The sequence below is a fragment of the Salinispora sp. CH2A1_6 genome (assembly GCF_056820975.1).
Genome location: NZ_JBXEDG010000001.1, coordinates 140097 through 155239, shown reverse-complemented (window position 1 = coordinate 155239; position 15143 = coordinate 140097). Strand labels below are relative to the sequence as shown.

General features: G+C 70.3%; 17 protein-coding genes. 4 read left to right on the top strand and 13 right to left on the bottom strand.

The genetic code is table 11. The features are described 5' to 3' along the window. Window positions 1-16: 16 nt before the first annotated feature. Window positions 17-1267: a phosphoribosylamine--glycine ligase gene (purD, locus tag AC1UKG_RS00770; protein ID WP_482642789.1), complete on the bottom strand. Its 1251-nt coding sequence runs from the start codon at window positions 1265-1267 to the stop codon at window positions 17-19. Window positions 1268-1334: 67 nt separating this feature from the next. After that, window positions 1335-2624, bottom strand: a complete 1290-nt coding sequence (locus tag AC1UKG_RS00765) for an adenylosuccinate synthase (protein WP_018743646.1) — start codon at window positions 2622-2624, stop codon at window positions 1335-1337. A 126-nt stretch (window positions 2625-2750) separates the two neighbouring features. On the opposite strand from AC1UKG_RS00765, the gene AC1UKG_RS00760 reads away from it, so the two are divergent. Continuing rightward, window positions 2751-3770, top strand: coding sequence for a hypothetical protein (locus AC1UKG_RS00760; RefSeq protein WP_482642790.1), 1020 nt, complete (start codon window positions 2751-2753; stop codon window positions 3768-3770). Window positions 3771-3838: 68 nt separating this feature from the next. After that, the gene (locus tag AC1UKG_RS00755; RefSeq protein WP_482642791.1) at window positions 3839-5455 is read left to right on the top strand and encodes a MinD/ParA family ATP-binding protein; all 1617 of its coding nucleotides are present in this window, start codon (window positions 3839-3841) and stop codon (window positions 5453-5455) included. Between the two features lie 67 nt (window positions 5456-5522). Here the strand turns inward: AC1UKG_RS00755 and AC1UKG_RS00750 are convergent, their stop codons facing one another. The 3 genes from AC1UKG_RS00750 to fbaA form a co-directional block, all read right to left on the bottom strand. Then, window positions 5523-5951, bottom strand: a complete 429-nt coding sequence (locus AC1UKG_RS00750; protein ID WP_018254810.1) for a DUF3151 domain-containing protein — start codon at window positions 5949-5951, stop codon at window positions 5523-5525. A gap of 79 nt (window positions 5952-6030) precedes the next feature. Further along, on the bottom strand, window positions 6031-6204 hold the full coding sequence (locus AC1UKG_RS00745) for a hypothetical protein (RefSeq protein ID WP_018813888.1): 174 nt from the start codon (window positions 6202-6204) through the stop codon (window positions 6031-6033). 10 nt (window positions 6205-6214) lie between these two features. After that, entirely contained in the window at window positions 6215-7237 is a 1023-nt protein-coding gene (gene fbaA / locus AC1UKG_RS00740) for a class II fructose-bisphosphate aldolase (RefSeq protein WP_018221765.1), read from the bottom strand. Between the two features lie 360 nt (window positions 7238-7597). On the opposite strand from fbaA, the gene AC1UKG_RS00735 reads away from it, so the two are divergent. Next, entirely contained in the window at window positions 7598-7810 is a 213-nt protein-coding gene (locus AC1UKG_RS00735) for a hypothetical protein (RefSeq protein ID WP_018743640.1), read from the top strand. A gap of 162 nt (window positions 7811-7972) precedes the next feature. Then, entirely contained in the window at window positions 7973-8686 is a 714-nt protein-coding gene (locus AC1UKG_RS00730) for a VTT domain-containing protein (RefSeq protein WP_018743639.1), read from the top strand. 152 nt (window positions 8687-8838) lie between these two features. Here AC1UKG_RS00730 and AC1UKG_RS00725 read toward each other — a convergent pair whose 3' ends face one another. From AC1UKG_RS00725 to AC1UKG_RS00690, 8 genes are all read right to left on the bottom strand, one after another. Continuing rightward, window positions 8839-9216 carry an ArsR/SmtB family transcription factor gene (locus AC1UKG_RS00725; protein WP_025618262.1) on the bottom strand — a complete coding sequence of 126 codons (378 nt, stop codon included), beginning with the start codon at window positions 9214-9216 and terminating at the stop codon, window positions 8839-8841. A gap of 57 nt (window positions 9217-9273) precedes the next feature. Then, entirely contained in the window at window positions 9274-9813 is a 540-nt protein-coding gene (pyrE, locus tag AC1UKG_RS00720; RefSeq protein ID WP_018217902.1) for an orotate phosphoribosyltransferase, read from the bottom strand. Between the two features lie 145 nt (window positions 9814-9958). Further along, on the bottom strand, window positions 9959-10768 hold the full coding sequence (locus AC1UKG_RS00715) for an SDR family NAD(P)-dependent oxidoreductase (protein ID WP_018743638.1): 810 nt from the start codon (window positions 10766-10768) through the stop codon (window positions 9959-9961). A 7-nt stretch (window positions 10769-10775) separates the two neighbouring features. Beyond that, window positions 10776-11381 carry a hypothetical protein gene (locus AC1UKG_RS00710; RefSeq protein WP_026325261.1) on the bottom strand — a complete coding sequence of 202 codons (606 nt, stop codon included), beginning with the start codon at window positions 11379-11381 and terminating at the stop codon, window positions 10776-10778. A 92-nt stretch (window positions 11382-11473) separates the two neighbouring features. Next, a complete protein-coding gene (locus AC1UKG_RS00705; RefSeq protein ID WP_482642884.1) occupies window positions 11474-12271 on the bottom strand; it encodes a hypothetical protein in 798 nt (265 codons plus the stop codon). Between the two features lie 93 nt (window positions 12272-12364). Beyond that, window positions 12365-13924: a polyamine aminopropyltransferase gene (locus AC1UKG_RS00700; RefSeq protein ID WP_482642885.1), complete on the bottom strand. Its 1560-nt coding sequence runs from the start codon at window positions 13922-13924 to the stop codon at window positions 12365-12367. A 2-nt stretch (window positions 13925-13926) separates the two neighbouring features. Continuing rightward, entirely contained in the window at window positions 13927-14655 is a 729-nt protein-coding gene (locus AC1UKG_RS00695) for a hypothetical protein (RefSeq protein ID WP_482642792.1), read from the bottom strand. A gap of 47 nt (window positions 14656-14702) precedes the next feature. Beyond that, window positions 14703-15128, bottom strand: a complete 426-nt coding sequence (locus AC1UKG_RS00690; RefSeq protein ID WP_018743633.1) for a DUF350 domain-containing protein — start codon at window positions 15126-15128, stop codon at window positions 14703-14705. Window positions 15129-15143 lie beyond the last annotated feature (15 nt).

The following is a 15143-nucleotide window of genomic DNA, read 5'->3' as shown; positions in this document are numbered from 1 at the left end:
AGGCGCCGGCGGGCGGTCAGCCGGGAAGGGCGATCCGGCCGTCCACCGCCGCGGCGGCGATGTCGGTGCGATGGTGCGAGTCGGCCAGCTCGATGCCGCGGACCAACTCGTAGGCGGCGTCGCGCGCAGCGGCCAGGTCGGAGCCGGTGGCCGTGCAGCAGAGGACCCGGCCGCCCGCGGAGAGCAGCGCACCGTCGGCAGCCCGACGCACCGTGCCCGCGTGGATGACGCCCGAGACCTCCGCCCCAAAAATCACGTCGCCGGTGCGCGGCTTCGCCGGGTATCCCTCGGCAGCCACCACGACGGTGACCGCCGCGCCCTCACGCCACTGCAGCGGCGGGTGCGCAGCCAGCTCACCGGTGGCGGCGGCGTGCAGCAGCCCGGCGAGCGGTGTCTCCAACAACGCCAGGACGACCTGCGTCTCCGGATCGCCGAAGCGGGCGTTGAACTCAATCACCCGGGGGCCGGCGGCGGTGATCGCCAGGCCGACGTAGAGCAGCCCGGCGAACGGCGTGCCGCGCCGACGCAGCTCGGCCAGGGTGGGGTGGACGATGTCGCGCATCACCTCGTCGACCAGCCCGGGTGGCGCCCATGGCAGCGGTGCGTACGCCCCCATGCCGCCGGTGTTCGGCCCGGTGTCGCCGTCCCCGACCCGCTTGAAGTCCTGTGCGGGCAGCAGGGGGACGGCCGTCTCACCGTCGGTGACGACGAAGAGGGAAACCTCGGGGCCGGCGAGGTACTCCTCGATCACGACCTGGCCGCACTCCCGTGCGTGCTCCTCGGCCACCCGGCGGTCCTCGGTGACCACGACGCCCTTACCCGCGGCGAGGCCGTCGTTCTTGACCACGTACGGCGCGCCGAGGTCATCCAGCGCCCGACCGACGCTCTCGGCGTCGGCGCAGCTGTACGCGCGGGCGGTCGGCACCCCGGCGGCGGTCATCACGTCCTTGGCGAACGCCTTCGACCCCTCCAGGCGCGCGGCCGCCGCGGACGGCCCGAAGACGGGGACGCCCTTGGCTCGCACGGCGTCGGCGACCCCGGCGACCAGCGGCGTCTCCGGCCCCACGACCACCAGGTCCGCGTTGCACTCGACCGCGAGCGCCGCCACCGCGGCCGGATCGGTGAAGACCACGTCCCGCATGCCAGCGACCGTGCCGATCCCCGGGTTCCCCGGCGCGGCGAAGAGCACCTCGACCGAGGGATCGGCCACCAACCCGAGCGCGAGGGCATGCTCCCGCCCACCGCTACCAATCAGAAGTACCCGCACGGGGATGATCCTACGGCCCCCACTCGCGGCCCGCTCGGTCCTGGGGTAGGGACGGGCGGCGGGGAACTCAGGGCAGCAGCGGGTGGTAGACGACGTTCTCCTCCCGGCCGGGGCCGACGCCGACCACGCTGACCCGGGTGCGGCAGAGCTCCTCGATCCGGGCGATGTAACGGCGGGCGGCGGCCGGCAGCTCCGCCTCGGTCCGCGCCGTGGTGATCTCCTCCCACCAGCCGTCGAGCTCCTCATAGATCGGAGTCGCGTGGTGGAAGTCCGTCTGCGTCATCGGCATCTCGTCGATGCGCTTGCCATTGATCTCGTACCCGACGCAGATCGGCACCTTCGGCAGGCCGGTCAGCACGTCAAGCTTCGTGACGACCAGGTCGGTGACCCCGTTGAGTCGACACGCGTACCGGGCGACAACCGCGTCGAACCAGCCGCACCGGCGTTCCCGACCGGTGGTGGTGCCGTACTCGTGGCCGATCTTGCGCAGGTGCTGGCCGTTGTCGTCGTGCAGCTCCGTCGGGAACGGTCCGGCACCGACCCGGGTGGCGTACGCCTTGCTGACCGCGATCACCTTGGTGATGGCGGTCGGCGGGACTCCCGCTCCGACACAGGCCCCACCAGCGGTCGGGTTCGAGGAGGTCACAAAGGGGTAGGTGCCGTGGTCCATGTCGAGCATGGTCGCCTGGGCGCCCTCCAGCAACACGGTCTCGCCGCGGTCCAGCGCGTCCCAGAGCATCGCCCGGGTCTCGGCGATGTACGGGCGGAGCCGCTCGGCGTAGCCCAGGTACTCCTCGACGGTCGCCTCGACGTCGATCGCCTTACGGTTGTACACCTTGAACAGCATCTGGTTCTTCTCGCGCAGCGCGAGTTCCAGCTTCTTGCGGAGGATCCCCGGGTCGAGCAGGTCCTGCACCCGGATCCCCATCCGAGCGACCTTGTCCCCGTACGCCGGGCCGATGCCCCGGCCGGTGGTGCCGATCCGGGACGACCCCAGGTACCGCTCGACCACCCGGTCCAACGCCCGGTGATGCGGCATGATCAGGTGGGCGTCGCCGGAGATCCGCAGCCGGGAGACGTCCACACCGCGCTCGGCGAGCCCGTCGATCTCGGCCAGCAGCACCTTCGGGTCAACCACCACGCCATTGCCGATGACTATCTTCGCGTTCGGCGAGAGCGCCCCCGAAGGCATCAGGTGCAGCGCGTACTTCTGCCCGTCCGGAGTGATCACCGTGTGGCCGGCGTTGTTGCCGCCGGAGTAGCGCACCACGTGGTCAACCCGCTCACCCAGCAGGTCGGTAACCTTGCCCTTGCCCTCGTCGCCCCACTGGGCCCCGAGAAGCACGATCGCTGGCATCTTCTTCAGCCTCCAGAAGGCTCGGGTGCCAGGCGGCGACCGGTCGGCGAGCCCGAGGTGTCAGGCTAACAAGAAGTGACGGCGCGGCCGGCAGGGGTTCGCGCGCAACGGCAGGAGGCGCGACCCGTGTACGACGTGGTGCTGCTCACCCTCGGCTCGGAACGAGACGCGCCGGGCACCTGCGGCAGCGACGGTGCCTGCTGCGGCGACCCCAACAAGGCCAACGGCGACACCGACAAGGCCAACGGCAAACCCTCGACCGAACGCTGCGAGACCCCCCGCGTACCGGTTCTGGCCTGCGCGGACGCGCTCACCGCCCAGGGTGCACGGGTCGATTTGGTGACCGCCCGTTCCGAGCGGGAGATCGACGAGGTGCTGAGCCGCCTCGATGGCCCGCCTCGACCGGACGGCCTCGACTGGCCCGACCCCGGTTCCCGCACCCGACTGATCGTCGGCACCGCCAGTGACGCACAGTTGCGCACCGTCCTCCGTCGCCTCGTCCGGCGATACGCCCCGCCGCCAAGCCGCCGCCCGGCGGATCTGCCGGCCGACCGGACCGTGCCAGATCTGCCACCGGTCGGCGTGCTGCCGCTCGACCCAGCTCGTGGCGGCGGCCAACCCCGAGATCTGGCAGCGCAGCTCGGGCTGCCCCGCGACCCGGTGGCGGTGGCGGCGGCGGTGTTGGAGGGCACGCCCCGCCGGCTCGACCTGCTGCGCAACGACGCCGGCTCGGTCACGCTGGACGGCGCACTGCTCGGCGCGGCCGACGAGGGGGGCCAGCCGCTGCACTGGCGCGGCCGGGTCGAGGTCGACGACACGCTCCTCTCCGCCGGTGACGACCCGCTACTGGCCTGCGCTATCGGCAACGCCGGTGGGTACGCCCAGCTGGCCGACGTGACCCTGCTCGCCGCCCCCGACCCGGGCGACGGTCTGGTCGAGGTCGCGGTGGCCGTCCCGGTCCGCACCGCGTCCCGGTGGGGTCGCCGCCGGGTCCGGCTGGAGGTTCGTCGCGCCCGTGGTCGGGCCGTGGCCGTGGTGCCCCGGGAGGGGGCGATCCCGTTCCTTGACGACGGCGCCGAGGGCGAACTGAAGCGGAAACGGTCCTGGTGGACCGAGCCGGGCGCGTGGGCGGTCTGGTCTCCCTGACCGCACACCGGTAGCCGACTCGGGCCTTTCCCGAGGCATATCCTCAGCAGGAGGCATGGGGAGGAGCCATGGTGGACGAGAACGTCGACCGGTCGTACACGTCCGGCCAGCAGCCGACGCCGGAGCGGGACATCGAGCCCTTGTGGCCGGCGGCCGAGGTCGACCCGGTGTCCTGGTCGCCCACGCCGGGACCGGACGACCAGAATCAGCCCCCTACGCCGCCCCACGGGACGCCGATCGCCGCCGGGTGGACGAGCGCCTCTTCCGACGCAGCACGCGCCTGGGCGCCGAACCCGGACAGCGATCCACACAGCGCGGTAACCGATAACCCCTCGGCGCCCCACGCCCCCAACCTGGCACCGACTCCCGGCGTCAATCTCCACCAGCCGTTCAGCCTCGACCCGACCGGTCCGGCACCCGGGACGTCGACCGGAGGTAGACCGACCGCCGAGGCGTCGACGGAGAGCGGGGCCGCCGGCGACAGAGCTGCCTGGGATGGCCGCGGCGGCACCTCGACCGAGTCGCCGTGGGTGGCGCCGCCACAACGCCCCGCACCGGAGGACGCTGTCAGCCACCCCGGTGCTGCCAGCTACGACCCGGCCGGGGGCAGGGCAACCATCCCGACGCCCTACCCAACCGCCGGCCCACCGCCGGCAGGACCCCCCACCGCCGAGCTGCCACCGGCAGGGCCGGCTCCCTACCCACCACCAACGCACGGCGGCCCCGTACCGCCGACAGCCGGATGGACGTCAACGGGGCAGGCGCCACCAACCGCCGAGGACTTCGCCCGGCGCCGACAGTTACGCCCGGCGGATCCGATGGCCACCATGGGCGTTCGGGCGATGGCCAACAGAATGGGGCTCCGTCTCCCGCCCGGCCGTCAGGAGCAGGAGCTACGCCGCGACGTAGAGATGGTCCGCCGCAACTTCGGTGGGCTTCGACAGGTGACCGTGGTCAACCCGAAGGGCGGCGCCGGCAAAACGGTGGCGATCCTGCTGCTCGCCATGACCTTCGGTCAGAAGCGTGGCGGCTACGTCCTGGCCTGGGACAACAACGAGACGCAGGGCACCCTGGGAATGCGCGCCCAGCAGGACTTCCACGCCCGTACGGTGCGAGACCTGCTGCGCGATCTGAATCAGTTCCACGGCTCGCACGGGCGGGTCGGGGACCTGTCACAGTATGTGCGGGCCCAGGGCGAGGGGATGTTCGACGTCCTTGCGTCGGACGAGTCCGCCACCGGTGGGGGGATGCTCACCGCTACGGCATTCGCGGAGATCCGCGAGGTGGTCAGCCGCTTCTACAAGCTGATCTTCGTGGATACCGGCAACAACGTGCGGGCGCAGAACTGGCAGGCCGCGATCGACGCCACCGACCAGTTGGTGGTGACCATGTCGGCCCGAAACGACTCGGCGGAGACAGCCGCCCGGATGCTCGACCATCTGGAGCAAAGCGGCCGGCAACGACTGGTGCGGCAGGCGGTGACCGTTGTATCGATGCCGCCGTCCCGGAAAGAGATCGACCTGCCAGCGATTCAGGCGCACTTCGCCGCGCGGACCCGGGCCGTGCTCCTGGCCCCGTACGAACGGCTCATCGACTCCGGCGAGCCACTCCGGTACGCGGCGCTCTCGTCGGCCGCCCGGGACGCCTGGCTCAAGATCGCAGCCGCGGTGGCCGAGGGACTCTGACCCACCAGGACGAGCCGGTCCGCCGGGCTGGCCGCGGCCAGCCCGGCGTCGGTCGTCCGAAGACCGGTCAGTCGCTCGCCAGCGCGTCCGCCGCGGCCGGGTCACAGTCGCGGAGGAACTGGGCACAGCGGGCCGCCTCATCGGCCTCGCCGATGGCGTCAGCCGCCCGGGACAGCACCCAGAGGCAACGCAGGAAGCCCTGGTTCGGCTCATGCGACCACGGCACCGGACCGTGCCCCTTCCAACCGCTTCGACGTAGCTGATCCAGGCCCCGGTGGTAACCGGTGCGGGCGTACGCGTACGCCTGGACCACCTGGTCCGCCGCGAACGCACGGACCGCGAGCGCGGCCCAGGCCGCACTGAACGTGGGGAAACGTGCCGCCACCGCGGCGAAGTCCTCGTCGGCGCCGCTCTGCTCAGCGGCGGCGATGGCGCTGTCGGCCTCATCGTGCGCGGGCAGGAGGGTAGCCGGTGGCTCCGGCAACAGGTTCTGCATCGCCCTATTCAACCCGCTTCCCCCGACGAGCCGCGAGCGGGTCGACCGACCCGACCGCACCACACCGCGCGAGCGACCCCTATTGCCGTTTGCGGCCGCGCTGCTGGTCACCGGCTCCGGGCGCGATCCCGCCGGGTAGCGCCAGCGGCCGCTGCCGGTCCGCCGCCGGGACGCCAAGGTTGCCGGCGAGGCTGTCCCCGGACGCGCCAAGAGCGACGGCCGGCTCCCGGGTGCGGGAGCCGGCCGTCAACACGGCGATCAGATCACTTCATCCGGGTGCCGGTGGAACGCAGGTCCTCGCAGGCCTCGACGATCCGGGCAGCCATCCCGGCCTCGGCGGCCTTGCCCCAGACCCGCGGGTCGTACTTCTTCTTGTTGCCGACCTCACCGTCGACCTTCAGCACCCCGTCGTAGTTGCTGAACATGTGGTCCGCGACGGGACGGGTGAAGCAGTACTGGGTGTCGGTGTCGATGTTCATCTTCACCACCCCGTAGTCCAGCGACTCTCGGATCTCCGACAGCAGCGAACCGGAGCCGCCGTGGAAGACCAGGCTCAGTGGCTTGTCCTTGCCGTACTTCGCCCCGACCGCCGCCTGGATCTGGTTGAGCACCTCGGGACGAAGCTTGACGTTGCCGGGCTTGTAGACGCCGTGCACGTTGCCGAAGGTCAGCGCCGCCATGTAGCGGCCCTTCTCCCCCAGGCCCAGCGCCTCAACCATGGCCAGGCCGTCGTCAACGGTGGTGTAGAGCTTCTCGTTGATGGCGTTCTCGACGCCGTCCTCCTCGCCGCCGACCACGCCGACCTCGATCTCGAGGACGATCTTGGCCTTGGCGGCCTCACCGAGAAGCTGCTCGGCGATCGTGAGGTTCTCCGCTACCGGCACCGCCGAGCCGTCCCACATGTGCGACTGGAAGAGCGGCTCCTGGCCGGCCCGCACCCGCTCCTGCGAGATACCCAGCAACGGCCGGACGAACTTGTCCAGCTTGTCCTTCGGGCAGTGGTCGGTGTGCAGGGCGATGTTGACCGGGTACTTCTTGGCGACCTCGTGCGCGTACGCGGCGAAGGCCACCGCGCCGGTAACCATGTCCTTTACCGAGGGGCCGGAGAGGTACTCGGCGCCACCGGTGGAGACCTGGATGATGCCGTCACTCTCCGCGTCGGCGAAGCCCTTCAACGCCGCGTTGAGGGTCTGCGAGGAGGTCACGTTGATCGCGGGGTAGGCGAACCGGCCTTCCTTGGCACGGTCCAGCATCTCCGCGTAGGCCTCGGGGGAAGCGATAGGCATGTCGAACGCTCCTTACTTAACGCTCTCGGCCGTCGCCGGCCGCTGTTGTCCTTGGGTGCGCCGGACCGCGCTGTCCACCGCCGGCAGTATCCCGCAGTTGATTACGGTCAGCACCACCGGCCCGGGCACGCCCGGGCCGGTGCCCCTGGTTCGACCCAGCCCAGCGGCGGTGATCAGAAAGGTCCGGACCGCCCGTTCGCACCCGGCGGAGGCCACGCCCCCATCGTGGCACCGGGGCGCCACGCCGGGGAGGCATTCCCGTTTCCGACCAGATCAGCACGGTCCACGCCACCCCCAACGCGGAGCGTGACCAGCCCGTACGGTGTGGGTAGCTGTCCGCACGAGATCCAGGGAGGGACCATGGGCCTACCCGACGAGGACTTCGCCCCGAGCGAGCACCTCACGCCGGACGAGCGGGACCTGGAGGCCGAGCCGGCGGACGCGATCGAGCAGGCCACGGTGGTGCTCCCAAGCGAGGTGGAGGTCGAGCCGCACCGCGGCTTCGAGGTCAGCGGCTGGGACGCGGTGGAGCAGGCCCGCGTCGTCGGAGACGATGAGGACGACTACCGCTGAGCGGGCAACCGACGGGCCGGAATGAGGCGGCACGGTAGCCACTCGGCGGCGTGGGTGCAGCTGTGACGTCAGGCACCGGACGGACCGGGCCGCCACCTAGACTACGGACATTCCCGTCGCCCTGGCGACGTCCACCGCCCGGCAGCCCACGGAGGTCACCGCGTGCCGACGCCCACCACTACCCTGGCTCTTGGGCCGGACTGGCTCGATCCCGAGGTGCTGATCTCGACCTTCGGCCTGCTCGGCATCCTGGTGATCGTCTTTGCCGAGTCGGGGCTACTGATCGGCTTCTTCCTGCCCGGCGACTCGCTGCTCTTCACCGCCGGCCTGCTCACCGCCGACGGGAAGTACATCACCTGGCCGCTCTGGCTGGTCTGCCTGCTCATCACGCTGTCGGCCATCGCCGGTGACCAGGTGGGGTACGCCTTCGGACGCAAGGTCGGGCCGGCGCTGTTCCGGCGGCCCAACTCGAAGCTGTTCAAGCAGGAAAACCTGCTGAAGTCGCATGACTTCTTCGAGAAGTACGGGGCGCGCTCGGTGGTACTGGCCCGCTTCGTACCGATCGTCCGGACGTTCACCCCGATCGTGGCCGGGGTCAGCCGAATGAATTACCGCACGTTCGTCATCTACAACGTGATCGGCGCGATCCTCTGGGGCACCGGCGTGACGGTGCTCGGCTACTTCCTCGGCCAGATCCCGTTCGTGAAGGCAAACATCGAGCTGATCCTGATCGCGATCGTGGCGCTCTCGGTGGTCCCGATCGTGGTCGAGTTGCTGCGCGCCCGCCTGGCAGCGAGGCGCGGCACCACCGCGGCGGAGCGGGCCGCGGCCGAGGAGGCGATCCGGGAAACCCGGGAGCACTACGGCAAGCACTAACCGGCCGGGGCGCGGCACCGAGTGGCCGTGCCCCGGGTCACCGGGTGCCCGCGCCCGAAACCGAGTCGCCCGCGAACGCGGGACCGACCGCAACCCGCAACCCGACCGTCCGACGCCACCCCGGGTCGGAGGGCGTCGGACGAACGGTACGGTCAGCGCGCCTTCTTGCCAGCGCGCTTGCGCGGCGGCGTCAGGAGGTCGGCAATGGTCGCGATCGCGGTCGGCACCAGCCGGTAGTACGCCCAGACCCCACGCTTCTCCCGCTCCAGCAGGCCCGCCTCGGTGAGGATGCGCAGGTGATGGCTGACCGTCGGCTGGGAGAGGCCGAGGGGCGCGGTGAGATCACACACGCACGCCTCGCCCTCCGGGGCCGACTGGATCAGGCTCAGCAGCCGCAGTCGGGCGGGGTCGGCAAGGGCCTTGAGGACCCCGGCCAGCCGCTCCGCGTCTGCTCGTTCGATCGGCTCGCCGGCAAGCGGCGAGATCTGAGGCATTGTCATTTCCGCCAACGCAGTTCCCACGTATTCCATCCTTCCACCAGCACCATTGACTCGCCTGCATATCGGCGAATCCAAATCGGCAGACTTTTACGCCACAAGGCCGAGGTCAGCCAACGTATAGGCCGCCCGGTATGGCAGTCCGGCGGCTCGCACCGCGGCGCCGGCACCTCGATCAACAATAACGGCCACCCCCACCACCTCGGCCCCGGCCTCACGTAGAGCCTCGACAGCAGTCAACACGCTCTGGCCCGTGGTGGACGTGTCTTCCACCGCGAGCACCCGGCGCCCCGCCACGTCGGGCCCCTCGATCCGGCGTTGCAGCCCGTGCGCCTTTCCCGCCTTCCGGACTACGAAGGCGTCCAGCGGACGGTCGGTACCAGCGGTGGCGTGCAGCATCGACAACGCGATCGGGTCGGCGCCGAGGGTGAGCCCACCCACCGCGTCGTACGCCCAGTCGGCAGTCAGCTCCCGCAGCACCCGGCCCACCAACGGTGCGGCCTCGTGATGCAGCGTTACGCGCCGCAAGTCCACATACCAGTCCGCCGCACGCCCCGAGGAGAGCACCACTCGACCATGGACCACTGCCAGGTCGGTGATGAATTTACGCAGGTCGTCGTGGTCCCCCATGGCGAAGAGGGTACTGCTCGATGCTGGGAGCCGTGTGTCGGGGCGGCCTAGGTCAACCCTGCGGGCGATGTGACAGCGGGCGAATTACCAACACGCTCCGCAACCAGAACGGATCGTTGACGTCGGCGACGACGATTCGGGGCGATCACTGTTCCGCGCGGCTAACCTGCCCCCGGACGTCCTGCGAGAAGGCTTTCACCAGCCGCCGCGGGGCGTGCCGCATCGCCGCCACGAGCAGCTTGTACTTCCACACCGGGACGCTGACCAACTTACCTTTTCGCAGGTCACGCAGGGATTCAGTGACGACATCCTCCGCCCGCAGCCACATCCACCCCGGCATCTTCGACCGGTCAATGCCGGCCCGGTCGTGAAACTCGGTACGGGTGTAGCCCGGGCAGAGGGCCATCACCTGGACACCGAACTCCCGCACTGACAGACCGACCGACTCACTGAAGCTGGTCACCCACGCCTTGCTCGCCGGGTACGTCGAACCGGGCATGACCGGCGCAAACCCGGAGACCGAAGAGACATTTATCACTGCCCCCCTCCGCCGCTCGGCCATCGGCTGGACGGCGGCGAGAGTGAGCCGCATCACCGCGTGCACGTTGAGCCGGAGCAGCCGCGCCTCGTCTTCCGGCGACGACTGCAGGAACGGCGTGTTGAGGCTGAACCCCGCGTTGTTCACCAGCAACTCGACCGGAGAGCCCGTGGTGAGCCGGCGCTCCACCTCCGCGCATCCGTCGTCCGTGGACAGATCGGCGGAGATTGTCTCGACCTCCCGGCCATGCTGGGCGGTCAGCTCGGCGGCAGCCTCCTCCAGTCGGGCTGCGTCCCGCGCAACCACTACCAGGTGCCACCCCTCCGCGGCCAGTTGGCGCGCGAACTCCGCGCCGATGCCGGCCGTCGCACCGGTGATCAAGGCACGCCGCTCGGTGGTCGACTGGTCACTCGGCACGAGTGTCTCACCTCGAGAGATGCGGGGGCGGATACGGCATGTGCGGGGAAGGCACAGGCCGACGGAACCAGGTCGCTGCCGGCGGCAGGGCCAGCAACATTGCTACCACAAGGTAACCGAGCACCTGCCCGACCGAAAGACCTGCGCCGAGCGGGATCCACCAGTCCGGGTACGCCTCGGACAGCTGGGCGAGGAGTTCGGCAGTGGAGCGATCCTCGTCGGCCGGCTGCAGGGGGATCGCCCGCGTCCCGCCCAGAAAGGTGATCCCGCAGCAGCCGGCGACCACCCCCAGGCCGGCGACCACCCAGGTCGCTACCCGCGCACCGGAACGGCCAGTGCGCACCAGCCCGGCGAGCGCGGCCAAGAGCACCCCGGCGAGCAGGCTGACCACCGCGCCGGCCACTGTCCAGACGGCGACCAGCGCGACCACCGCATCGACCTCGTCCGGCGAGGCGGCCCTTCCCGCCGCCACCAACCGAAAGGCGTTGACCGTACTGAACAGGACGAACAGGCCGGCGACGGCATAGGCGACGGCGACCACCGCCATCAGCGCCAGCAGCACGACAGCCGCGGTCACCGCAGCGGGGCGGCGGGCCGGTTCGGGGTACGACACCACTGATCCCTCCGGTAAGCGTCGGGTTGCACACTATCCGGAGGGATCAGTGGTGTCGCGTTCTCCGGCGGGAGGCCGCCGGCAGCTAACGGCTAGCCCTGCCCGCCGGAATACCCTCCGCCACCCGAGTCGGACGAGCCCGAGGATCCCCAGGAGCCCGAAGAGCCCGAAGAGCCCGAGGAGCCCGAACTCCAGTCACCCCCCGAGGAGCCCGACTGGCCCGGGTCACCCGAACCCGGATCGGCCTGCGGATAGCCCGGCTGGCCCGGGCCCGTGGGATAGGAGGCACCCGGGGCCGCGGGGTACACCGGCCCGCCCGGAGCCATGGGATAGGCGGTGCCGGGGACCGGGGGCTCCCACTGCTGCTGCGGCTTGCGGAAGAACTCGTTCGACTTCGGCAGCGCAAGCAGGATCAGGGCCACCAGCAGGGCGATGACGCCGAGCGTCGCGGTCAGCATCAGCACCGGTTCGTGCCAGGACGGCAGGGCTTCCGCCAGCCTACGGTCGATTTCCTCCTGGCTGGCCACGTCATCGGAGGTCTCTCCGCCCACGGCGTTGCCCGCCGCGGATAAGGCCAGGCCACCGCCGGTGCAGCAGAGCGCGATTCCCCCGACGACCCAGGTGATGATCCGGGCCGTGTTCATCCCCCGGTTGTTGAGCAGGGCGAGAACGACCAACCCAGCCGCGAAGAGCAGGCTGACCATGCTCATCGCGACAACCAGGAAAGCCACGACACCCTCGGTGCCCTCAGCTTCGGTGCCCGCATAGGCATCCCGGTAGATCTCCTGGACCGTGCCCAGGGTGGTGAGCCCGATGACCGTGTCAATCAGCGCCAGGACGGCATAGAAGATAAGCAGGTAACTGGAAATGGTGACGACGCCCGGACGCACCCGTACGGGCTGTTGCGGATTTACCACGAGTCTCCTTCCCTCATTCGCGCCCACACCGTACGGGCTCGGGCCAACAACGACGGTACGAGGATCTCAGTACCCGCGCCATTCGGCACGCGCGTATTCGAGCACTCGGGGTTGCAACAGCGTTGACGCCGGCACGTCGACCCGGCGTCGGTCCGGCGGGAACACCTCGGCGGCGGCCAGCGTCGCCGCGTCCAGAAAACGCAGGGTCGGCGCGTCTTTCGGCAGGGCCAGCAGTGGCGGTAACTCGCCGGGCGCGGCGAGCAGAAAGCCCCAGTCACCGAAGGAGGGGATGTCCACGTGGTACGGCGTCGTGGCGAATCCGGCCTCCCGCAGTGACGCCTCGATGGACCAGTACGACCGGGGCGCGAAGTACGGGGAACCGGCCTGCACCACCAGCCGGCCCTCGGTGGCCAGCGCGCTCCGGACCAACGTGTAGAACTCCACGGAGTAGAGCTTCGCGGTAGCCGTCTCGTCCGGGTCCGGCAGGTCGGCGATGACCACGTCAAACTGCTCGGTGGTGGACCGCAACCACCCGAACGCGTCGGCATGCAGAACCCGCACCCGGGGGTCATCGAGCGAACCACCGTTGAGCTGCCGCAGTCGCGGCTCGGTGCGGGCCAGCGCCACCACCGCCGAATCCAGGTCGACCACCGTGATCCGACGGACATCCGGGTAGCGCAGCAGTTCCCGAACCGCGAGCCCATCCCCGGCACCGAGCACAAGCACCTCACCGCGGGCATCAGCGAGCGCCGGATGCACCAACGCCTCGTGGTATCGGTATTCGTCGACCGAGCTGAACTGAAGATCTCCGTTGAGGAAGAGGCGCAGGTCGCTCCGGTAACCGGGCTCGGCCACCGACCGGGTGAGGACGATCTCCTGGTAGCGGCTGCGCTCCGCGTGCACCACCGGGTCGCGATAGAGCTGCTGGCGGGCGGTCACCTCAAAGTCATGGGCGGTCAGCCACGCGTACCCGAGGCAGACAGCGACCAGCACGGAGCCGGCGGTTAGTGCCGTTCGCGCCCGGCCGCTGAGATCCCGCCGAAAGACGGTGAAGACCAACGCCAGGCCAGCTACCGCGTTTACCGCACCGACCACCAGCGCGCCCTTGAGCTGGCCGAAGAGGGGCAGCAGCAGGAACGGGAAGGCCAGGCCACCGAGGAGGGCGCCGACGTAGTCGGCGGCGAACAGGTCGGCAACCGCACTCCCGGCCGCCTGCCGGCGGATCCGTTGCAGCAGCACCATCAGCAGCGGAATCTCCGCGCCGATCAACAGTCCGAGGACGAAGGCGGTGCCGACCAGCGCCGGCAGGTACAGGTCCAGCCAGGCGAACGCCGCGTAGAGGCCAAGGACCGAGAGGCCACCGAGCAGCGCCAGGGCCAGCTCGATCGCGGCGAAGACGGCGGCGGCCCGCGACTGCAGCGGCTTCGCGACGAGGGCTCCCACACCCATCGCGAAGACCATGACCCCGAGCACAATGGACGCCTGCCCGACCGTGTCGCCGATCAGGTAGCTGCCGAGCGCGACCAGGGCCAGCTCGTAGACGAGGCCGCAGGCCGCACAGACGAACACCGCGGCCAGCACGGCGGCGCGGGCCGGTCGCCACCGGACCGGCGCGTCCACGTCCACCGTCACGCCCGCTTCACCGGCCGCGCCGAAACGCTGCCCTTGCCACGCCGGGCCGTAACCGCCGCCTCGTCGCGCTGCCGGCGCCGCTGAATCAGACCGACCACGACCAGTAGCACGGCGATCAGCCCCATCCCGGTGGCCCCGATCAGCCAACCGGAACGCTCCCGCCACAGGTCGCTGCCCGCTGCCGGCAGCGGGCTCGGCGCCGCGACGGGCGCGCTGGTGACCACCGGCTCCGGACTGACCACCCCACGTTCGACGACCAATAGGGGAAGACTCACCGCGGCCCGTGTCACCGCCCATCCGGGCTCTTCAAGGAAAGCCGCTCCATCGAGGCCGAACCGGGACAAGTTGGTCTCCAGCGTGAAGAGATCACCGACGAATTCGGGCGACCCCTCGACCACCACCCTGGCGAAGTCCTCGACCTCGCTGTTCTGCGGGGTGTAGTCGACGGTCGCGGCGACCCGCAGCCAGCGGGGGCACTGCGGGTGGTCAACCACCGAGATGCCGACACCGAGGTTCGATCCGGCGCTGACCACGTCGCCATCTCCCTGCTCGAGCTCCCAGCCGTAGCAGATGTTCTGCTGCTCGGCGGCGTCGCGCAGCAGGGCCACGGTGTCGTTCTGTTCGGTGGCGGTGGGCGGCGGTACGACCAAGCTGTTGTCCTCGGTTCGGGCGCAGGCGGTGACCACAGTGCTAAGGACGGCCACCACCGCGAGGCGACCCCACACCCTCCAGCCCTGCCCGGAGGGTGCTCGCGACGCTACCCCCGGGGCCATCAGCTGATCGCGGCGGCGATGATCGCGCCCGCAGCGAGGTGAACGGCGGCGGTGACCCACACCGCGGGGTGTGGCTCCGGGTCAACGAGGATCTCGCCCAGCCGCCCGGGGGTGGCGAGGTCCAGCAACAGGAACGCGGCTGCCATGATGACCAGGCCCAGGAACCCGTAGAACGCCGCCCCGACCAGGCCGACGAGGAAGTTGTCCTCGCTGGCGACGATCGCGGCAACCACGATGGTGCCGACGCTGAGCACGTTCGAGGCGAGCAGGAGCGCGGCGTTGCGGTTGCGTTCGTTCCAGATCAGCTGATTGAGCCGGCCCGGGGTGGCCAGGTCAACCAGACCGTAGCCGACGCCCATGAGAGCGATTCCGACCACTCCATAGGCGAGGGTGAGCAGCAGGTCAAGGACGAGGGTCTGCAACACAGGGGCGCTCCCAGA